Annotated in this window: 14 protein-coding genes and 2 rRNA genes; 9 read left to right on the top strand and 7 right to left on the bottom strand. The window is 60.8% G+C overall.

What is annotated here, in order from left to right:
- The first annotated feature begins 134 nt into the window (after positions 1-134).
- The 5 genes from JFU57_RS02535 (at position 135) to JFU57_RS02515 (ending at position 7,082) form a co-directional block, all read left to right on the top strand.
- Positions 135-3,026 (top strand): 23S ribosomal RNA (locus JFU57_RS02535).
- Between the two features lie 154 nt (positions 3,027-3,180).
- Positions 3,181-3,296 (top strand): 5S ribosomal RNA (gene rrf, locus JFU57_RS02530).
- A gap of 220 nt (positions 3,297-3,516) precedes the next feature.
- Positions 3,517-4,176: a paraquat-inducible protein A gene (locus JFU57_RS02525; protein WP_201127993.1), complete on the top strand. Its 660-nt coding sequence runs from the start codon at positions 3,517-3,519 to the stop codon at positions 4,174-4,176.
- The gene (locus JFU57_RS02520; RefSeq protein WP_078472508.1) at positions 4,163-4,786 is read left to right on the top strand and encodes a paraquat-inducible protein A; all 624 of its coding nucleotides are present in this window, start codon (positions 4,163-4,165) and stop codon (positions 4,784-4,786) included. The genes JFU57_RS02525 and JFU57_RS02520 overlap by 14 nt, the downstream gene beginning before the upstream one ends.
- Positions 4,779-7,082, top strand: coding sequence for a PqiB family protein (locus JFU57_RS02515; protein WP_078472507.1), 2,304 nt, complete (start codon positions 4,779-4,781; stop codon positions 7,080-7,082). The genes JFU57_RS02520 and JFU57_RS02515 overlap by 8 nt, the downstream gene beginning before the upstream one ends.
- Positions 7,083-7,153: 71 nt before the next feature.
- On the opposite strand, the gene mksF is transcribed toward JFU57_RS02515, so the two are convergent.
- Genes mksF through mksB form a run of 3 tightly spaced genes read right to left on the bottom strand, consistent with a single transcriptional unit; the run spans position 7,154 to position 11,968 of the window.
- Complete coding sequence (gene mksF / locus JFU57_RS02510; RefSeq protein ID WP_201127991.1) at positions 7,154-9,997, bottom strand: Mks condensin complex protein MksF; 2,844 nt, start codon at positions 9,995-9,997, stop codon at positions 7,154-7,156.
- Positions 9,994-10,701, bottom strand: a complete 708-nt coding sequence (gene mksE / locus JFU57_RS02505) for an Mks condensin complex protein MksE (protein ID WP_020297718.1) — start codon at positions 10,699-10,701, stop codon at positions 9,994-9,996. Before mksE ends, mksF begins: the two co-directional genes overlap by 4 nt.
- On the bottom strand, positions 10,691-11,968 hold the full coding sequence (gene mksB / locus JFU57_RS02500) for an Mks condensin complex protein MksB (protein WP_020297717.1): 1,278 nt from the start codon (positions 11,966-11,968) through the stop codon (positions 10,691-10,693). The genes mksE and mksB overlap by 11 nt, the downstream gene beginning before the upstream one ends.
- 178 nt (positions 11,969-12,146) lie before the next feature.
- Here mksB and JFU57_RS02495 point away from each other — a divergent pair, with 178 nt between their 5' ends.
- Both JFU57_RS02495 and rimI read left to right on the top strand, forming a co-directional pair.
- Positions 12,147-12,929: an energy transducer TonB gene (locus JFU57_RS02495; RefSeq protein ID WP_242487539.1), complete on the top strand. Its 783-nt coding sequence runs from the start codon at positions 12,147-12,149 to the stop codon at positions 12,927-12,929.
- 8 nt (positions 12,930-12,937) lie between these two features.
- The gene (rimI, locus tag JFU57_RS02490) at positions 12,938-13,390 is read left to right on the top strand and encodes a ribosomal protein S18-alanine N-acetyltransferase (RefSeq protein ID WP_078472503.1); all 453 of its coding nucleotides are present in this window, start codon (positions 12,938-12,940) and stop codon (positions 13,388-13,390) included.
- A gap of 79 nt (positions 13,391-13,469) precedes the next feature.
- Here the strand turns inward: rimI and JFU57_RS02485 are convergent, their stop codons facing one another.
- Positions 13,470-13,874 (bottom strand): serine kinase/phosphatase, encoded by a 405-nt coding sequence (locus tag JFU57_RS02485; protein ID WP_201127990.1) that lies wholly within the window; start codon positions 13,872-13,874, stop codon positions 13,470-13,472.
- A gap of 152 nt (positions 13,875-14,026) precedes the next feature.
- On the opposite strand from JFU57_RS02485, the gene can reads away from it, so the two are divergent.
- Positions 14,027-14,671: a carbonate dehydratase gene (gene can / locus JFU57_RS02480; protein ID WP_020297713.1), complete on the top strand. Its 645-nt coding sequence runs from the start codon at positions 14,027-14,029 to the stop codon at positions 14,669-14,671.
- A 123-nt stretch (positions 14,672-14,794) separates the two neighbouring features.
- On the opposite strand, the gene JFU57_RS02475 is transcribed toward can, so the two are convergent.
- From JFU57_RS02475 to JFU57_RS02465, 3 genes are all read right to left on the bottom strand, one after another.
- Entirely contained in the window at positions 14,795-15,970 is a 1,176-nt protein-coding gene (locus JFU57_RS02475) for a hypothetical protein (protein ID WP_201127988.1), read from the bottom strand.
- A gap of 129 nt (positions 15,971-16,099) precedes the next feature.
- A complete protein-coding gene (locus tag JFU57_RS02470) occupies positions 16,100-17,797 on the bottom strand; it encodes an acid phosphatase (protein ID WP_201127986.1) in 1,698 nt (565 codons plus the stop codon).
- A 262-nt stretch (positions 17,798-18,059) separates the two neighbouring features.
- Positions 18,060-19,478, bottom strand: coding sequence for a TIGR00366 family protein (locus JFU57_RS02465; protein ID WP_201127984.1), 1,419 nt, complete (start codon positions 19,476-19,478; stop codon positions 18,060-18,062).
- A 114-nt stretch (positions 19,479-19,592) separates the two neighbouring features.
- Here JFU57_RS02465 and JFU57_RS02460 point away from each other — a divergent pair, with 114 nt between their 5' ends.
- Complete coding sequence (locus JFU57_RS02460) at positions 19,593-19,826, top strand: Pathogenicity locus (protein ID WP_078472498.1); 234 nt, start codon at positions 19,593-19,595, stop codon at positions 19,824-19,826.
- Positions 19,827-19,830: the final 4 nt, after the last annotated feature.

Below are 19,830 nucleotides of genomic sequence, written 5' to 3'. Positions count from 1 at the left end.
GTATGTGATAGAAAGATAGACTGAGCGTTACTTTCACTGGTAACGGATCAGGCTAAGGTAAAATTTGTGAGTTTAATCGCGAATTTTCGGCGAATGTCGTCTTCACAGTATAACCAGATTGCTTGGGGTTATATGGTCAAGTGAAGAAGCGCATACGGTGGATGCCTTGGCAGTCAGAGGCGATGAAAGACGTGGTAGCCTGCGAAAAGCTTCGGGGAGTCGGCAAACAGACTTTGATCCGGAGATGTCTGAATGGGGGAACCCACCTAACATAAGTTAGGTATCTTGTACTGAATACATAGGTGCAAGAAGCGAACCAGGGGAACTGAAACATCTAAGTACCCTGAGGAAAAGAAATCAACCGAGATTCCCTTAGTAGTGGCGAGCGAACGGGGACTAGCCCTTAAGTGGCTTTGAGATTAGCGGAACGCTCTGGAAAGTGCGGCCATAGTGGGTGATAGCCCTGTACGCGAAAATCTCTTAGTCATGAAATCGAGTAGGACGGAGCACGAGAAACTTTGTCTGAATATGGGGGGACCATCCTCCAAGGCTAAATACTACTGACTGACCGATAGTGAACTAGTACCGTGAGGGAAAGGCGAAAAGAACCCCGGAGAGGGGAGTGAAATAGATCCTGAAACCGTATGCGTACAAGCAGTGGGAGCAGACTTTGTTCTGTGACTGCGTACCTTTTGTATAATGGGTCAGCGACTTATTTTCAGTGGCGAGCTTAACCGAATAGGGGAGGCGTAGCGAAAGCGAGTCTTAATAGGGCGTCTAGTCGCTGGGAATAGACCCGAAACCGGGCGATCTATCCATGGGCAGGTTGAAGGTTGGGTAACACTAACTGGAGGACCGAACCGACTACCGTTGAAAAGTTAGCGGATGACCTGTGGATCGGAGTGAAAGGCTAATCAAGCTCGGAGATAGCTGGTTCTCCTCGAAAGCTATTTAGGTAGCGCCTCATGTATCACTGTAGGGGGTAGAGCACTGTTTCGGCTAGGGGGTCATCCCGACTTACCAAACCGATGCAAACTCCGAATACCTACAAGTGCCGAGCATGGGAGACACACGGCGGGTGCTAACGTCCGTCGTGAAAAGGGAAACAACCCAGACCGTCAGCTAAGGTCCCAAAGTTATGGTTAAGTGGGAAACGATGTGGGAAGGCTTAGACAGCTAGGAGGTTGGCTTAGAAGCAGCCACCCTTTAAAGAAAGCGTAATAGCTCACTAGTCGAGTCGGCCTGCGCGGAAGATGTAACGGGGCTCAAACCATACACCGAAGCTACGGGTATCACGTAAGTGATGCGGTAGAGGAGCGTTCTGTAAGCCTGTGAAGGTGAGTTGAGAAGCTTGCTGGAGGTATCAGAAGTGCGAATGCTGACATGAGTAACGACAATGGGTGTGAAAAACACCCACGCCGAAAGACCAAGGTTTCCTGCGCAACGTTAATCGACGCAGGGTTAGTCGGTCCCTAAGGCGAGGCTGAAAAGCGTAGTCGATGGAAAACAGGTTAATATTCCTGTACTTCTAGTTATTGCGATGGAGGGACGGAGAAGGCTAGGCCAGCTTGGCGTTGGTTGTCCAAGTTTAAGGTGGTAGGCTGGAATCTTAGGTAAATCCGGGATTCTAAGGCCGAGAGCTGATGACGAGTTACCTTTTAGGTGACGAAGTGGTTGATGCCATGCTTCCAAGAAAAGCTTCTAAGCTTCAGATAACTAGGAACCGTACCCCAAACCGACACAGGTGGTTGGGTAGAGAATACCAAGGCGCTTGAGAGAACTCGGGTGAAGGAACTAGGCAAAATGGCACCGTAACTTCGGGAGAAGGTGCGCCGGTGAGGGTGAAGGACTTGCTCCGTAAGCTCATGCCGGTCGAAGATACCAGGCCGCTGCGACTGTTTATTAAAAACACAGCACTCTGCAAACACGAAAGTGGACGTATAGGGTGTGACGCCTGCCCGGTGCCGGAAGGTTAATTGATGGGGTTAGCTAACGCGAAGCTCTTGATCGAAGCCCCGGTAAACGGCGGCCGTAACTATAACGGTCCTAAGGTAGCGAAATTCCTTGTCGGGTAAGTTCCGACCTGCACGAATGGCGTAACGATGGCGGCGCTGTCTCCACCCGAGACTCAGTGAAATTGAAATCGCTGTGAAGATGCAGTGTATCCGCGGCTAGACGGAAAGACCCCGTGAACCTTTACTATAGCTTTGCACTGGACTTTGAATTTGCTTGTGTAGGATAGGTGGGAGGCTTTGAAGCGTGGACGCCAGTCTGCGTGGAGCCAACCTTGAAATACCACCCTGGCAACTTTGAGGTTCTAACTCAGGTCCGTTATCCGGATCGAGGACAGTGTATGGTGGGTAGTTTGACTGGGGCGGTCTCCTCCTAAAGAGTAACGGAGGAGTACGAAGGTGCGCTCAGACCGGTCGGAAATCGGTCGTAGAGTATAAAGGCAAAAGCGCGCTTGACTGCGAGACAGACACGTCGAGCAGGTACGAAAGTAGGTCTTAGTGATCCGGTGGTTCTGTATGGAAGGGCCATCGCTCAACGGATAAAAGGTACTCCGGGGATAACAGGCTGATACCGCCCAAGAGTTCATATCGACGGCGGTGTTTGGCACCTCGATGTCGGCTCATCACATCCTGGGGCTGAAGCCGGTCCCAAGGGTATGGCTGTTCGCCATTTAAAGTGGTACGCGAGCTGGGTTTAGAACGTCGTGAGACAGTTCGGTCCCTATCTGCCGTGGACGTTTGAGATTTGAGAGGGGCTGCTCCTAGTACGAGAGGACCGGAGTGGACGAACCTCTGGTGTTCCGGTTGTCACGCCAGTGGCATTGCCGGGTAGCTATGTTCGGAAAAGATAACCGCTGAAAGCATCTAAGCGGGAAACTTGCCTCAAGATGAGATCTCACTGGAACCTTGAGTTCCCTGAAGGGCCGTCGAAGACTACGACGTTGATAGGTTGGGTGTGTAAGCGCTGTGAGGCGTTGAGCTAACCAATACTAATTGCCCGTGAGGCTTGACCATATAACACCCAAGCAATCTCGTAACTTCGTAAGAAGAACCTGATTGCGGTGTGTGAAGACGAAACGAACCGAAAGTTCGAGAGAAACACACAAATCTATTACATACCCAATTTGCTGAAGCGAGGCCATCTGGTCACGACTCAGTACCCGAATTTCTTGACGACCATAGAGCATTGGAACCACCTGATCCCATCCCGAACTCAGCAGTGAAACGATGCATCGCCGATGGTAGTGTGGGGTTTCCCCATGTGAGAGTAGGTCATCGTCAAGATTAAATTCCGAAACCCCTGATTGCTAACGCAATCAGGGGTTTTGTTTTTGCGCGCAGGAAAGTGCTGGCTGTGCGGGGACAACCTTGCAGGCACCTCGTTCGGCTCCCGCTTGCCGCTATCCACTTGAAGCTTGCCGCCGTACCCGCCACAAATTTGCACAGTTATTTTCAGGCCAGGACACTAGAATAGCGGCTACCCCTTTTAGAGCCAGAGTCCCTTATGCCAGATCCGGTTGACGCCTCCGGGTTGTCAGATTTACCGCTGGACGACCTGGTGGCCTGCCACGAGTGTGATCTCTTGATGCGCAAGCCTGAGCTCGCTCACGGTGAAAAAGCCCTGTGCCCGCGCTGTGGCTACGAGCTTTATGCCCATCGTCATAATGTCGTAGAGCGCAGCCTGGCGTTGGTGATTGCCGCCTTGTTGTTGTACGTCCCTGCGAACTTTTTACCCATCATGCAGCTCAATCTACTCGGACAGACATCCGAAGATACGGTCTGGAGTGGTGTGCTGGGCTTGTTCAATACCGGCATGCGGGGTGTGGCCGTCGTGGTGTTCCTGTGCAGCATGGGGATTCCGCTGCTCAAGCTGCTGTGCCAACTGCTGGTATTGCTGAGCATCCGCTGGAATATCGGCCGCAGTTACGGTTTGTTGCTTTACCGCATTTATCACCATCTGCGCGACTGGGGCATGTTGGAGGTCTATTTGATGGGCGTGCTGGTCGCGATCGTCAAATTGGCCGACTTGGCCGCCATCTCGGTGGGCCTGGGCCTGGTGTGTTTTGTCAGTTTGTTATTGGTCCAGGTCTGGTTGGAAGTGGTCATGTCGCCGCATCAGATCTGGGAGGCCTTGTCAGGAGAGGATCTTCATGCGGGCGATTGAGGCGGGCATTCTGATCTGTACCGAATGTCATGAATTGAACAAGCAAGAACCCGATGCCGACGAGCAGGTCTGTACCCGTTGCGGGGCGCTGGTTCATCCGCGTCGCCCGAATAGCATCATGCGGACCTGGGCGTTGCTGATCACCGCAGCGATCCTCTATATCCCGGCCAACCTGCTGCCGATCATGACGGTCAGCACCCTGGGGCAGGGCGAAGGGGACACCATCATGTCGGGTGTCATCACCCTGGTTCAGCACGGGATGTTCCCTATCGCTGCCGTGGTATTTATCGCCAGTATTCTGGTGCCCACCTTCAAGTTGGTGGGGATAGCCCTGTTGCTGTTTTCGGTGCAGCGCCATCAGCCGTTGTCGGCACGCCAGCGCATCATCATGTACCGTTTTATCGAGTTCATTGGCCGCTGGTCGATGTTGGATATTTTTGTGATCGCCATCCTGGTAGCGGTGGTGAATTTTGGTCGGCTGGCCAGCATCGAGGCCAATCTCGGTGCGGTCGCATTTGCCAGTGTGGTGATTTTGACAATGCTCGCCGCAGTAACTTTTGATCCCCGCCTGATCTGGGATAACACGGAGTCGGACGACGACCATGAGTGATTTGCCTAAAGCTAAAACCCGTCCTGCCTCAAACTGGTCGGCCATCTGGGTCTTGCCCCTGATCGCGTTGATCATCGGTGGCTGGTTGGGCTGGCGTGCCTACAGCCAGACCGGCATCGAGGTTCAGGTCCGCTTTGAAAGCGGCGAGGGCATCCAGGCGAACAAGACCGAAGTGGTCTACAAAGGCATGCCGGTGGGCAAGGTCAAGACCCTGGCCCTGGACGACGAGGGCAACTCCAAAGGGGTAATCGCCACCGTCGAGATGAACAAGGATGTCGAGCAGTACCTCAAGACCGGCACCCGCTTCTGGCTGGTCAAACCCAGCGTGACCCTGGCCGGGATCACCGGCCTGGAAACCCTGGTCTCCGGTAACTACATCGCGGTCAGCCCCGGTGAAGGCGAGCCTTCGCGCAAGTTCAAGGCGCTGGCCCAGGAGCCTCCGCTATCGGACCTCAAGCCCGGGCTGCACCTGACCATCAAGGCCGAGCGGCTGGGCTCGCTGAACCGTGGCAGCCCGGTGTTCTACAAACAGATCCAGGTCGGCCAGGTCAAAAGCTACCTGCTGTCGGAAGACCAGAACACGGTCGAGATCAAAGTCTTTATCGAGCCGACCTACGCCAACCTGGTGCGCAAACACACGCGTTTCTGGAATGCCAGCGGCATCAGCATCGACGCCAACCTGTCCGGGGTGAAACTGCGCAGCGAATCCCTGGCCAGCATCGTCGCCGGCGGTATTGCGTTTGCCACGCCGGAGAACCGCAAGGACAGCCCGCCCACCGACCCAAGCCTGCCGTTCCGTCTGTATGAGGATTTCGACGCGGCCCAGGCCGGGATTCGGGTCAAGGTCAAACTGTCCGACTTCGAAGGCCTGCAAGCCGGTCGCACGCCGGTGATGTACAAAGGCATCCAGGTCGGCAGCTTGAAAACCTTGAAGGTCGACCCTGACCTGTCCAGCGCCACCGCCGAGTTGACCCTGGACCCTCTGGCAGAGGACTACCTGGTCCAGGGCACGCAGTTCTGGATCGTCAAACCGTCGATTTCCCTGGCTGGCATCACCGGGCTCGAGGCGCTGGTGAAAGGCAACTACATCGCCATCCGACCTGGGGACAAGGGCGCCGCGCCGCAACGGGAGTTCGAGGCCCGAGCCAAGGCGCCGCCGCTGGACCTGCGCTCCCCCGGCCTGCACATGGTGCTGTTCACCGATAACCTGGGCTCGCTGGATGTCGGCAGTCCGATTCTCTACAAACAGGTCAAGGTCGGTTCGGTACAGAGTTACCAGTTCTCGCGCACCCGCAAGCAGTTGGTGATCGGGGTGCACATCGAGAAGGAATACGAAAACCTGGTCAACGGTTCGACCCGCTTCTGGAACGTCAGTGGCATCACCCTGACCGGTGGCTTGACCGGCGGCATCCAGGTCAAGAGCGAATCCCTGCAGAGCCTGATGGCGGGCGGCATCGCCTTTGATACGCCACGGCCTAACGTGGCCCTGAAGAAACGTATCCCGCGCTTCCGCCTGTTTGCCAATCAGGAAGAGGCGGCGCAAAAGGGCACCCTGATCAGCATCAAGGTTGACCGCGCCGATGGCCTGCGCTCCGGAACGCCGATTCGTTTCAAAGGCCTGGATGTGGGCAAGATCGAAGAGGTCGACCTGAGTGCCGACTTGCAGTCGGTGGTGCTCAAGGCACGTATCACCGAGGTGCCGGAGCGCATCGCCCGGGTTGGCAGCCAGTTCTGGGTGGTCAAGCCCGAGTTGGGCCTGATCAAGACCGCCAACCTGGAAACCCTGGTTACCGGTCAATACATCGAAGTCCAACCTGCCGCGAAGAGCCTTGGGGCGCAGACCAGCTTTATCGCCCTGGCCCAGCCACCGGAAACCGCTGCGCCCGAGGCCGGCCTGAGCCTGGTGCTCAGCGCTGCGCGCCGCGGTTCATTGAAGGTCGGGGTGCCGGTGACTTATCGCGAAGTGGCGGTGGGCAAGGTCACCGGTTACGAGTTGGGCAAAACCGCCGATCGAGTGCTGATTCGGGTGCTGATCGAACCCAAGTACGCACCGTTGATTCGTGGCGGCACGCGCTTCTGGAACACCAGCGGCTTTGGCCTGGACTTCGGCTTGTTCAAGGGCGCGACGGTGCGTACCGAATCCCTGGAAACCCTGATCCAGGGCGGTATCGCCTTCGCCACGCCAGACGGCGAGCGCATGGGCAATCCGGCCCGGCCTGAGCAGACCTTCCCGTTGTTCGATAAATTCGAAGACGAATGGCTGACCTGGGCGCCGAAGATCCCTCTCGGTAAATAAGCTCAGCGGGTGCCCATAAAAAAGGCCGCGATCTGTGAAGATCGCGGCCTTTTTGTTGCGGCGGGCCTGATTTAAATCGGGTCCAGCTCCGCTTCCGGTTCTGCTGCGACGTTCAAGGTCGCCTTGACCTGATCGTGACGGCGGATGAACTTCCAGTCCGCCTCGTCGATGTAGATACCGTTCGGGCCGCTGCCGCCTTCGAGGTCGATGGCGACATGGGCCGATACCTGGGGTTTGACGCTGGCCAGGATCGGTACGAAGCCCAGTTGCAGGCTGGTTTCCAGCAGTGCGGCCTGGTTCTTCTCGTCGATGTCGGCGGCCTCATCGAGGTAGTACGGCAAGCGCACGCGTCCGGCCTGGTCGCGATCCATCAAGTGCAGCAACAAGTACATGTTGGTCAGCGCCTTGATGGTCATGGTGGTGCCGTTGGACGCCGCGCCGTCGATGTCGGTGTGGATCACCGGTTGGCCATTGACCTTGGTGATCTCGAACGCCAGTTCGAACAGGTCCTTGAGGCCCAACTGGTTATGGTTGGCCGCCACCAGGCGCGCCAGGTACTCCTTGGCCTCTTCGTTCTTGTTGTCCTGCTCGGCACTCTGGCTCAGGTCGAACACCGACAGGGTTTCGCCTTCTTCATACTGACCGGCACTGTGGATGATCTGATCGATGTGCTTCAGCGCTTCCTTGTTCGGCGCAAGGACGATGCGGAAGCTCTGCAGGTTGGATACCTGACGTTTGTTGATCTCGCGGTTGAACAGCGCCAACTGGTGTTCGAGGCTGTCGTAGTCGCTGCGAATATTGCGCAGGGTCCGGGCGATGTCGGTGACCGCCGCGCGACGTGCCTTGCCCAGGGTCAGGGCTTCGTCGGTGCGGTGGGCATAGGCGTTGATCAACAGTTGCAGGCGGCGCTCGACATCGTCTTCGCTGTCGAACTTGGCCACGCCCTTGAGGCGGACCTGGGCGTACAGCGCCTCGATCTGTCCGTCGACCCGCTGCAAGCCCTGCCAGCTGTCCTGATAGTCGTTGAGCAGGGGCAGCAGGTTGTCCATCGAGTCATCGATCGGGTCCATGCACGGCGTGCCAAACGGCAGATCGGCAGGCAACAGCTGGCGGCGGCGCAGAGCGTCGTCAAGGGTGCGTTGCTTGGCTTCCATATCGGCAATTTGCCGTCCAACCAATTGCAGCTTGGCCGACAGTTGCTGGACGCGCTCGGTGAAGGCGTCGCTGGAGCGCTTGAGTTCATCCTGGGCGGCTTCCATCTGCGCCAGCTGTTCGAGTTTCTCGCCTTCCTCGGCACTCAGGGTTTGTGCGCGGCGGAAGTCTTCCAGGGCTTTTTGCGCGTCCAGCACCTGCTGGTACAGCGCTTCGGTCTGGGTCTTGCTCGCGGCGCGGTCAGCGGCCACGGCTTGCTGGGTCTTGAGTTGCTTGAGTTCTTTTTCCAGGCGCTCCTTCTGGTCGCGCAGGGCGGCGCGGTCGGCCAGGGCCTGCAGCGCAGGCGGTTCGATGTGCGACAGGTCGATGCTCAGCCCCGGCACTTCGAAACGCTCGCCCTTGAAGGCGTCGAGGATCAGCTCCATGGATTTGACCCACTCGCCGTTCTCGTCCAGCGCAATGCCGTGCTCGCCCAGGGGCAGGCTGAACAGGGCGCTGTTGAACAGGCGCATCAGGCGTTCGACGTCCTGCTGCGAAAACTCTTCGCGCAGTCGGGCATAGCTGTTGTTGTCGGCGTGATCGAGTTGCTGCTTGACCGACTTCAGGCGTTTTTCCAGGTCCCGCAGGCGCTCTTCCAGGTCCTCGGCAGAGAACTGCCGGGATTGGGCCAGGGCGCCGGCCAGTTCATCGTGGGCATCCTTGGCCGCCAGCAGTTGCTGCTCCAGGACTTTCACGTCATCGACCAGGGCAAAGCGATGCTTGAGCACCGACAACTCGCCGAGCCAGCGTTGGATGCCGCTGATTTCCCGCTCCAGGCGCATCAGTTCCTGGGTGCCGCCGCGCTGATCGTTTTGCAGGGCGTCCTGTTCGTTGCGGTAGTGCTCGGCCTGGACCGTCAGTTCTTCCTTGCGGGCACTGGCGTAGTCGGACCAGGTGCCGAGCAGCGAATCCAGCAGCGGCGAAATACGGTGCAGCTTGCCGCGCAGCAGGTCGCGCTGCTTCACGCCGTTGGCCAGGGCTTCCACCAGCGGGCCGGCAGACACCAGGCAGTTGTAGTCCTGCTCCATGCGGCGCACGTCGCGGAAGGCTTCTTCGCAGGCGGCGATATAGTCGACGCTGCCGGAACGCAGGCTGTGCTCGAAGGCATCGAGGAACAGCTGCTTGAGCTTGGCCGCGGTGATTTCGCGCATGTGCAGCAGGTTGATAAAGAGCGCGCGGAAGGTCTTCAGGCTCTGCTCGCTGGTGGAGCGCAGCGGAATCAGGGTCAGGTCCAGCGGGATCGAGGTGTGACCGCCGACCAGCAGGCGCCGCAGTTCATCAGGCTTGAGCTCATAGGCCTTGAGGCCCTGGCGCTCAAGATTGGTGAACAGTTCTTTCTGGCGCAGGCAGGTGTCGTCTTTCTGGTAATGGGCCAGATCCAGCTGCCCGGCATAGGCGAAGAACTGGTGACCGAAACCACCGCCCGGGCCACGCCCGACCACGCCGATCACATGGGGGCCATGGGGCAGGGACACTTCCACCAGGATGTAGCTGGTGTCCGAGGCAAAGTAGAAGCGCCGCGATTGTTCCAGGCTGTACTTGCCGAAACTCATGTCCGACATGCGCGCCAGAATCGGGAACTGCAGGGCGTTGATCGAGGCGGATTTACCCAGGTTGTTCGCCCCGTAGACCGACAGCGGCTCTTCCAGCGGGAACAGGCCCAGGCTGTAGCCGGCGGTGTTCAATAGGGCAAAGCGGCGGATGCCGTAGCGTTCCTTGCTCATGCGTCGAGCTCCTGTTCTTCGGCAATGGCCCGGGCCAGTGCGTCCTCTTCACTGTCTTCACCTTCGACAAATTCGCTGAGGTCCAGCGGATCGTCGGTCTCCAGCAGTTTTTCGTCGCTGTCGTGGTCGATCAGCACCGGCGTCGGCAACGGCAGCACGCTGTGCAGGCTGGCGGCCAGGTCGCGGTCCTGCTGAACCGAGAGGCAGACATCGAGGAAGCGGTGCATCGGCGGCAGGAAGCGGTAGATGCCCGGCTCCTCGCTGGCAAAGCCCAGTTGGGTCATGCGGCGCATGATTTTTTCTTCGAGTTCGTCCTGGGTCTGGACTTCGGCCTGGATAAACAGGTCGCGGTACTTTTCCAGCAACGAAGGCAGTTCATCGCGGCCCAGGCTGCCGCCGTCGAGCACGGCGATCGGGTCGCGGCCCTGGTCGGCCAGGTGTTCCACGAGGATGAAGGTGAACAGCGCCAGGCGCTGGGCGGTCTTGTTCACCTGGGCGGCGGCCAGGTCCGGGACGAAGTAATAGAAGCCGCGGGTGTCGCACACCAGCTCAAAGCCCAGGGCCTTGAACAGCGTGCGGTACTGGTCCTGGAAGTTCGACAGTTGGGCGTACAGCTCCGGGTCGCGGCGGCTGACGTGATAGCCCTTGAACAGCTCGCGAAAAATCGGCGCCAGCTGGGACAGTTCGGAAAGATCAAGATGCATGAGGAGTGCTCGCAGAATTCTCAGGCTGGTCATCGCGTGCCGAGAGCAGGGCGAAGGAGCGCAGGCTGACCTGGTGCTCATGGGTGTGGTAGTCGCGGCGTTCGAGACGCTCGCGCTTGAAGCGTTTTTCCCGGGATAAACGGGAGAACCAGTACAGCAACTCGTCGGTCGCGCCGTCCGGCTCCTGTTCCAGCAGCCAGTGCATCAGGTCCGGCATGGGCAGGGCATCTTCGCAGCGTTCGAGCATTTCCTTGACCGTGCGTGGTGCTCGCGGCGCTTCGCCCTTGTGGCTCTTGTGGGCCTTGGGGAAGCGCGCAGGCTTGGGTTCGAAGCGGGCCAGGGCATACACATAGGCCTCGACCTGGCCGGAACTGCCGAGGAAGGTGCTTTGCGGCCGGGTGAACATGGGCATGGCGGCTTGCGGCACGGCGTCGATGCCTTTGCGCCGGATCGCCGACAGGGCCAGGGCCGCGCCACGGGTTACGGCGTTGTGCCGGCGCGCTTCTTCACGCAATGGCAGCAGCAGCTCGCGGGCGTGGCGCAGGGTCAGCTGGGCGCTGGTCTGCATTTCGAGGATCCGCGCGTGGGTGCGCAGCAGCATGTCGTCGTCCACCAGGTGGCCCAGGCGCTGCTGTTCGGTGAGCATGCGCAGCAGGACGTTCTCGACCTTGCGCACCCCTTGTTCGAAGGCACCGTCGGCGTTCACCAGCTGGATCATCGGTTCGACATATTCGTCCCAGGTCGCCAGTACCTCGGCATAGCGCTGGCGCAGGGGGATCTGCCGGTCGCTGGTCTTGGCCCGCTCGGCGACGGCCACCAGGGCCTGTTCGTCGTTGGCGAGTTTTTTCAATACATCGCGTACGCGCATGTCCAGCAGGCGCAATTGACGCGCCAGGTCATTGCTGTCGCGGATATCAAACGCGTCCTGGATATAACCCGCCAGACGCTCCAGGTGGCGCAGGTAGGCTTCGATCTCCAGGCACAGGCCCAGGCGGTGTTCGCGCCGCAGGTAGGCCAGGAAGTCGTGGATCTGCGCGTTGAGCTCGAAACGGTTGGGGCTTTTGGCCACCGGAACCAGGATGTCGAGGCGGATCCACACGTCCAGCAGGCTGGTGATGTCCTGGGGCGTGCTGTCCAGTTGCTGGGCGGCCAGTTGGCTGCGCAGTTCGGCGAGGCTCAGGGTGCCTTGGTCGAAGTGCTCGCACAGTGGCTCCAGAAGTGCCCAGTGTTCGGCGAGGGCGCGCAAGACGCGCTTGGGTTCGATCATCGGAATGGCCGGCTGGTTGGCAATGAAAAGCAGCGATTGTACTGCATCAGGCGGTCGACGATTCACCCCCGGTCTTTTGATGAGACGGACTGTCGGTTTTCAAACCGATCAACAGCGGGCGATCTTCGTCGAAGGGCGGTAGAATCCCCCACCTCAGTTATCCACAAGTGGCCGACCTTTGCTTATCGAGTCCCGTCGTCGCGCTTATTTGACCGCCATGCAGGTGGTCAACTGGCTGCCGCGCACCGAATTGCCCTTTGCCGCGCCTTCGCGTCCCGAGTTGCTGGAGCTGCCAGAACCGCCGGTCGAGGTGCCTGCGCCTGCCGTCGTGGCCAAGGCGCCGACAGAGCAGCCGGTCGCCAAGCCTGCGGAACGGGCAAAAATCGAAGTGCCGCGCCCTGGCAGCAGTGCGCGCCCGGCCAGCAAGCCGGTGGAAGAGGCGGCACCGACACCGGTCGTGCCCAAGGCTGCGCCGGTGCCACCGCCGCGTTTTGCCCTGCAATTGCTGCGTGCCGGGCGTTGCCTGCTGCTGGTCGAACTGCCGACCGGCGAAGCGTTCCAGAGCCGCGATCCGGCCTACCTGCTGCTCAAAGACATGCTGCGTGCCGCCGGTTTGCCCGACAGCCCGCAGATCGTCGCCGAGCCGGTGCGCTGGCCGATGCTCACGCGCGGCAACCTCGACCAGGGCCCCGATGCGGCCCGGGATTTCGTCCAGGCCTTTGTTTCGGTGCGGGTCGAGGAAGAACCCTGCGTCTGCCTGTGGCTGATCGGCTTGCCGGCGGTGCGTTTTGCCGGAGAGGCCAACGCCGAATCCTACAACCGCGAACTCCAGGTCGAAGGCCTGGGTTCGGCCTGGGCCTTGCCTGGGCTGGAACTATTAATGGAAGAGCCACAGCGTAAGGCTGACGTCTGGCAAGCCATGCGTCGGCTGATGGCGCGCTGGAAGAGTACTGATGAGTAAGAACACAGATGAGTGATGCCGTGAACTTCCGCCTCGCCACCGAGGCGGACCTGGATGCCATCCTGAAGATCGAGTACGCGGCGTTCAGCCACCCCTGGACCCGCGGCATTTTCATGGATGCGTTCAAGTCCTATGAAGTGTGGCTGATGTTCGAAGGCAGCCAGCAGGTCGGGCACGGGGTGATCCAGGTGATCATCGACGAGGCGCATCTGCTCAACATCACCGTCAAGCCGGAAAGCCAGGGCCGCGGCCTGGGCTTGCGCCTGCTCGAAGAATTGATGAAACGGGCCTACGAGAAGGAGGCGCGCGAGTGCTTCCTGGAAGTGCGCTCCAGCAATCAGACCGCTTATCGGTTGTACGAGCGTTATGGTTTCAACGAAGTGGGACGGCGTCGGGATTACTACCCGGCGGTGGGCGGGCGCGAAGATGCGCTGGTGATGGCCTGCACGTTGGTCGACTGACCGGCCCGGTTTCGCTGTAGACGGCGGTGGAGCTGATCCACCGCCGCCGATTTTACTGCCGGTCGCAGGCCCTTTCGGGTCAGCGGTTACCGTCCAGCGGTTCGCGGCGCGCCAGTTCGGCTTCATCCAGGCCATTGCCGCCACCGATATCGTCTTCATCGACAATACTCAGGTCCCAGTCGGCCTGTTCGCCGTCGCCGGTTTCATTGGCCGAACGGGCACCATCTTCGTGGATCAGGGTCTCAGGGCTGAGGTCGTCGTCGGTGGGCTCGTGGTCGGCGGTCGAGGCCCCGGTCAGGCCGGCTTCGCGGACACGCTCGGCGGGCAGGCGGTGCTCCAGTTCCGTCTCGGGGATGGTGTCGCCGATCTTGGCACTGGGCTCTTCGTCGTCGAAATGCAGCTCCTCCATCGAGCCCATGCGGTCTTCGTTGTCATCGATGGGCTCGGGCTGCGGCGCACCGTAAGGACGTCGTGATTCGGTCATGGCTATATCCTCATACTGTTGGGGCTTAAGGGGTGGACCTGCGCCGCCGCTCAAGATTCCACTGCGAGGGATAGCCGGTATCTACGCAACACACGTGACCTCGACAGGCGGTCGTCTGTCATACCAGCGCATCATTCTTGAGGCTTCACAGCATGAACGAACTACAAGATCTGATTGATAACAACGAGCGTTGGGCCGAGGCGATCAAGCAGGAAGACCCGGACTTCTTCTCCAAGCTGGCGCGCCAGCAGACCCCGGAGTACCTGTGGATCGGTTGTTCCGACGCCCGGGTGCCGGCCAACGAGATCGTCGGCATGTTGCCTGGCGACCTGTTCGTGCACCGCAACGTGGCGAACGTGGTGCTGCACACCGACCTCAATTGCCTGTCGGTGATCCAGTACGCGGTGGATGTACTCAAGGTCAAACACATCCTGGTCACCGGCCATTACGGCTGCGGCGGCGTGCGTGCCTCGATGCAGGATCGTCAGTTGGGCCTGATCGACGGCTGGCTGCGTTCGATCCGCGACCTGTATTACGAGCACCGCGAAGCCCTGGGGCAGTTGCCGACCGAGGAAGAGCAGGTTGACCGCCTGTGCGAACTGAACGTGATCCAGCAGGTGGCCAATGTCGGCCATACCAGCATCGTGCAGAACGCCTGGCATCGTGGGCAGAGCCTGTCGATTCACGGTTGCATCTACGGCATCAAGGACGGTCGCTGGAAGAGCCTGAACGCAACCATCAGCGGCTTCGAGCAACTGCCGCCGCAATACCGCCTGCGTCCGGTCGGCGCCATCTGACCCGAAACCGCGTAGCCGCTGCCGAAGGCTGCGCTGGCCCTTGCACACGCCGCATTCTCATCTGAAGAAATGCGGTGTCTGGGATGGCCAGCGCAGCCTGCGGCAGTGGCTACAGGTTTTGGGTTACAGGTGTGGCACTTCGGTGCTCGGCGCGGGCGCGGGGGCTTTGAGCTGTTGCAGCTGGGTCTTGATGGGCGCGGTTGCGCATTTGGCCTGGGCCTGTGGCGGGGTCAGGTCGCGGACCGAGGTGTAGAACAGCTCGCAGGTCTTGGCCTTGTCGGTCACCTGCCAGGTCTGGGTGCAGCGCTGCAATTGCGCGCTCGGATCGCTGCCCGGCGTGCTGCCCATGCCCGCCTGCCAGCACGCGGCGCTCAAATCCTGCCCCATCACCTTCAAGCCTGCGGCATCGGCCTTGGCCTGATCGTTGTCGTAGTTGGCCGGGTCCGCCGCGTACCAGATGTAGCTGGGGTGGTTGGAGCCCAGCACCGGCACGTTCACCCCCGGGTTGGGGCTGATCTGCCCCAGGCCCAGTACCCCGACGCTGGCGCCGTATTGCTGCTTGATCCAGTTCCGCACCGGTGCGCCGAAGGCCACCATGGGCAAGGCCTTGCCGTCGGCGCTCTGGCTGACCTGCTTGACCATGCTGGTCTGGTAGCCCTTGAAGTAGTCATAGACGCCTTCCAGGTCCTTGCCGGCGCTGGAGGGCGCAGCGATGGGCGCGATGTCGACAATGGTCTGATAGCCCGGTGTCTGCTCGGCGGCGATGCCATTGGCGGTCAGCAGGTTCGCCCAGCGGTCGGTGGTGGCTGATTCCAGGTAATCCTGAGCACGGGTCAGGGAATAGTCCGGCGGGAAGTGCAGCAACTCGACGCTTTTGCGCTGTTCCAGGGCCATGCCCAGGGGCAGGAACAGGTACCAGCTGTAGGCCCACTTACCGTCGGCATTGAGCTGGCTGGCGCCCTTGTAGGCCAGGTCGCCGGCATCCAGCAGGGCCGTCAACGGTTTGCCGTAGCCTTGGGGCACGCCGCTGATGGTCGCGTGCAACTGCTGTTGATCGCCACTGACCTTGACCCGGGCGGTGCTGTAGCCGTCGCGTTGCACGCTTTGGGTCAGGTAATGCTCGACGGTCTGTTCCAGGGTCCAGTTGCGGAAGCAGATCACGTTGCAATTATTGGGATAGGCGAAGAGTTGGGTCACGCGCTGGGGGCTGCCCAGGGGCACCTCCACATCAGCGGCCAGGGCCGGTGCGCCATGGATCAGGGCGGCGAGGCCCAGGGACAGTCCGGTGAGTTTATTCATGCTTGGCTCCTTGTCGGCGAGAACCCCGCTTGTGCGGGGTGAATATCCACAGGGGAACACTAGCGGGTGAACGGGAGCCGGGTAGGAATAACTTCATCAGCGGCGCCGATTGCGCGGCGCCGGTGAGGGTCAGCGCTTGAATTGCAGGGCGTTGCTCAAGTCGCCCAGGGGCTTTTGCCCGCGCGCGACCATGGCGGCGTCACGTTGCTTGATGCCGTCCAGGGGCTCCAACTGGAACACCCGGGTGATCAGGCGCAGGATCGAGGCGGTGTCGTAAATGGTGTGGTCCACCGTGCCTTTGCGGGCAAAGGGCGACACCACCAGGGCCGGGATCCGCGTTCCCGGGCCCCAACGGTCGCCCTTGGGCGGCGCCACGTGGTCCCACCAGCCGCCGTTTTCGTCGACCGTGACCACCACCACCATGTTTGACCACTGCGGGCTTTCGCGCAGCACCTTGAGCACCCGGTCGATATGCCGGTCGCCGGAGGCCACGTCGGCGTAACCGGCGTGCATATTGAGGTTGCCCTGGGGCTTGTAGAAGCTCACGGCCGGCAGCTTTCCGGCTTCGGCGTCGGCCAGGAACCTGTTGCTCCCCGATTCGTCGCCCAGGCCGCCGTCGCGCAGGCGCTTGCTGCGCTCTTCGGGGTTTTCCGGCCCCTGGCGCTTGAAGTAGTTGAAGGGTTGATGGTGGTACTGGAAGTTGGGGATCTTCGGCAGGCCGGTCGAGTCTTTGAACTGGTCCAGGGTTGCTTGCCAGGCACCGCCGTACCAGGCCCAGTCGACGTTCTTTTTCGACAGCTTGTCGCCGATGTGTTCGTGGGTCTGGGGCACCAGCACGCTGGGCAGGTCGGCCTTGGCGTAGTCCGGGCGCTCGGGGTCGCGGATCCAGGTCGGCCAGTAGGGCGGGGCCATGGTGTTGACCGCGTAGCCATCCGGGGTCAGGGCGCTGGGGCCGAACTGCGGCGGGCCGGTCATGGCACTGGCCGGGGATTTTTCCAGGGGCTTGAGCCGGGTGTCTTGCGGGTTGTCGCTTTGCAGGGTGGCGATCTGTGACTTGGCCACCGAATTGGCCGCGTCCGGGTAGACGGGCACGGCGGCGCTGATCAGGTACTGGTGGTTGAGGAACGAGCCACCGAAAGCCCCCTGGAAGAAGTTGTCACACAGCACGAATTCCCGCGCCACATCCCACAGCCGCAGGGAATAGCGGCTTTGCGGGTAATGGCCCATGGTCAGGGCGCCGGAGTCGGCCCAGGCGACAAAGCCGTCATTTTTGCCATCGTTGATCTGCATCTGGTTCTGATAGAACACATGCCACAGGTCGCGGGTCACCAGGCCCAGGGGCAGGTCCTCGCCACTCGGGCCCTTGAGGGCGAACGGAGCGTTGGGCAGGTTCTGCTGGAACTGGGTTTCGATCGGGTAGGTCACCCCATCGAGGTGTTGCGGGCCGACCTGCAGGATGCCGCCCCAGATCGGCGGCAAGGTCTGCAGCAGGCTGCCGTCGCGGTCGCGCTGCTGGTAATCGCCCGGCTTCAGGGAGGACAACGGCTGCTCCAGCCCGGGGAAGTCGGCGAACAGGTTATTGAAGCTGCGGTTTTCGGCGTAGATCACCACCACGTTCTTCACCTGCTCGCGCAGGGCCTGGTCCAGCTCGGCCGGCGAGAGTGGGTGCTCCTGGGGTTTACCCGGTTCACCGGGCCCGCCGCAGGCGCTCAAGGTGGCGCCTACCCCCAGAACGGCAACGCCGCCAAGAAAGCGGCGGCGGCTGGTGTCAGTCAACTGTTCGGGCGCCGCGGGTTGCGCGTCGTCATGGTCTTTTGCGTCACTCATGCCAGTTCCCTGCAGGTCTTTTAGTCAATTGGTTACAAAATATTTTGGTCGAACGGTAGCAACCCAATATGACGGAAAGACTACAAGGCGGATCTAGGATGAAGCTGGAGTTGGCGGGGAAAAGTCCGAAATAACTGTAAGCCAAATGCTGCGGTCGCCCAGCCAAGCACAGGACGGTAAGCGGGGCCCGTCCTGGGGTGGATGTTCGGCGAGCGGGCTGCGACGGCGCCTCTGCCGTCGTCGCAGCCCGCTCGCCAAACGGTCAGGGCAATACCGGTGGCGTATAGGCCAGGGTGGTGCCCAAGGCCCAGAGCAGCACCAGGACCAACGGCGCGTGCACCAGCAATTGCACAAAGGAAAAGCCGATCAGGTCCCGGGCCTTGAGCCCGAGCACGCCCAATAGCGGCAGCATATAGAAGGGGTTGATCAGGTTCGGCAGCGCTTCGGCGGCGTTGTAGATCTGCACCGCCCAGCCCAGGTGGTATTGCAGGTCATTGGCCACCTGCATCACATAAGGCGCCTCGATGATCCACTTGCCACCGCCCGAGGGAATAAAGAACCCCAGCACCGCCGAGTACACGCCCATCAGCAGCGCGTACGTATCGTGGGAGGCGATCTGCACGAAAAAGGTCGAGATATGGTGGGCCAGCGTCTGGCCGTCGACACCCTTGACCACCGTCATCAAGGCCGCAATCGAACCGTACAGCGGGAACTGGATCAGCACCCCGGTGGTGGTCGGCACCGCGCGCGCCACGGCATCGAGGAAGCTGCGCGGGCGCCAATGCAGCAGGGCGCCGAGCATCAGGAACAGAAAGTTGTAGGTATTGAGCCCGGAAATCGCGGTGATCGCCGGTTTGGTCGAGAACTCATGGAACAGCCAGCCACCCGCCAGGACCACCAGGGCAATGGTCAGCAGCGGGCTGTATTCCAGCCATTCCCCGGGGCGGGTGCGCGGTTGCGGTGCCGGCATGCTGAAGCTGGGGTCGACGCCGCAAGCCTGGGCATCACGGGCCGAATTCGGGCCGGGAGCGGTGGCGTAGGCGATGACCAGCGAAACCACGATCAATGCCAGCAGCAACACGCCGGACTGCCAGAGAAAGATGGTCTGGGTGAAGGGAATCACCCCGGTGATCGACAGGATCGACGGCGGCAGGCTGCCCGGGTTGGCCTGCAACTGCGCGGCCGACGACGACAGCCCCAGGGCCCAGACGGCACCCAGCCCCAGGTAGGCGGCGGCACCGGCGGCGCGGTAATCCATGCGCAGGTCGGTGCGCCGGGCCAGGGCTCGTACCAGCAAGCCGCCGAATACCAGGGACAGGCCCCAGTTGAGCAAGGAGGCGACCATTGAGATCAGCGCTACCCAGGCCACGGCCGAACGGCCGTTTTTCGGGATGCGCGCCAGTTTGTCGATCAGTTTCACCGCCGGTGGCGAACTGGCGACCACATAGCCGCCGATCACCACAAAGGCCATCTGCATGGTGAACGGGATCAGGCTCCAGAACCCGTCGCCAAACGCCATGGCGGCGTCGGTAGGCTTGGCGCCCATGGCCAGGGTGGCGAGGGCGACGATGATCACCGCCAGCGCGGCGAACACCCAGGAGTCGGGGAACCAGCGTTCGGCCCAGCTTGAACAGCGCAGGGCAAAGCGGGCGGAGCGGCTGTCTTCGATGTCTGCGGACACGGAAATACCTCAAGTGTTTTTATGTTTATCAGGAGGTCGGGCGCCAGGGCAGGAGGCGTCCGATAACTGTGCAAGAATGCGGCAATTGGGAACCACTGCAAAGGATTGAAGGACATGTCATTTCCCGCTGAAGAACGTCAGGCCCTGCTCAAGGTCAAGGGTGTCGGAGCCACCGTGGTTTCGCGCCTGGAACAATTGGGCTTCACCTCCCTGGCGCAGTTGGCGGCGGCCGATGCCCTGGAGATCGTCACCCAGGCCGCGTCGCTGGTGGGCTCCAGTTGCTGGAAAAACAGCCCCCAGGCCCGCGCGGCGATCCAGGCCGCCATCGCCATGGCCAGGGACGCCTGAGCCG

The organism is Pseudomonas sp. TH07 (assembly GCF_016651285.1).
In the GTDB taxonomy this organism is placed as follows: domain Bacteria; phylum Pseudomonadota; class Gammaproteobacteria; order Pseudomonadales; family Pseudomonadaceae; genus Aquipseudomonas.
The sequence above is the reverse complement of the archived record's forward strand: the minus strand, read 5'-3'. Positions and strand labels throughout refer to the sequence as shown.

Coding starts and splice junctions, on each gene's coding strand:
- JFU57_RS02525 (WP_201127993.1), top strand. CDS start 3,517: ATGCCAGATCCGGTTGACGCCTCCGGGTTGTCAGATTTACCGCTGGAC.
- JFU57_RS02520 (WP_078472508.1), top strand. CDS start 4,163: ATGCGGGCGATTGAGGCGGGCATTCTGATCTGTACCGAATGTCATGAA.
- JFU57_RS02515 (WP_078472507.1), top strand. CDS start 4,779: ATGAGTGATTTGCCTAAAGCTAAAACCCGTCCTGCCTCAAACTGGTCG.
- mksF (WP_201127991.1), bottom strand. CDS start 9,997: ATGAGCAAGGAACGCTACGGCATCCGCCGCTTTGCCCTATTGAACACC.
- mksE (WP_020297718.1), bottom strand. CDS start 10,701: ATGCATCTTGATCTTTCCGAACTGTCCCAGCTGGCGCCGATTTTTCGC.
- mksB (WP_020297717.1), bottom strand. CDS start 11,968: ATGATCGAACCCAAGCGCGTCTTGCGCGCCCTCGCCGAACACTGGGCA.
- rimI (WP_078472503.1), top strand. CDS start 12,938: ATGAGTGATGCCGTGAACTTCCGCCTCGCCACCGAGGCGGACCTGGAT.
- JFU57_RS02485 (WP_201127990.1), bottom strand. CDS start 13,874: ATGACCGAATCACGACGTCCTTACGGTGCGCCGCAGCCCGAGCCCATC.
- can (WP_020297713.1), top strand. CDS start 14,027: ATGAACGAACTACAAGATCTGATTGATAACAACGAGCGTTGGGCCGAG.
- JFU57_RS02475 (WP_201127988.1), bottom strand. CDS start 15,970: ATGAATAAACTCACCGGACTGTCCCTGGGCCTCGCCGCCCTGATCCAT.
- JFU57_RS02470 (WP_201127986.1), bottom strand. CDS start 17,797: ATGAGTGACGCAAAAGACCATGACGACGCGCAACCCGCGGCGCCCGAA.
- JFU57_RS02460 (WP_078472498.1), top strand. CDS start 19,593: ATGTCATTTCCCGCTGAAGAACGTCAGGCCCTGCTCAAGGTCAAGGGT.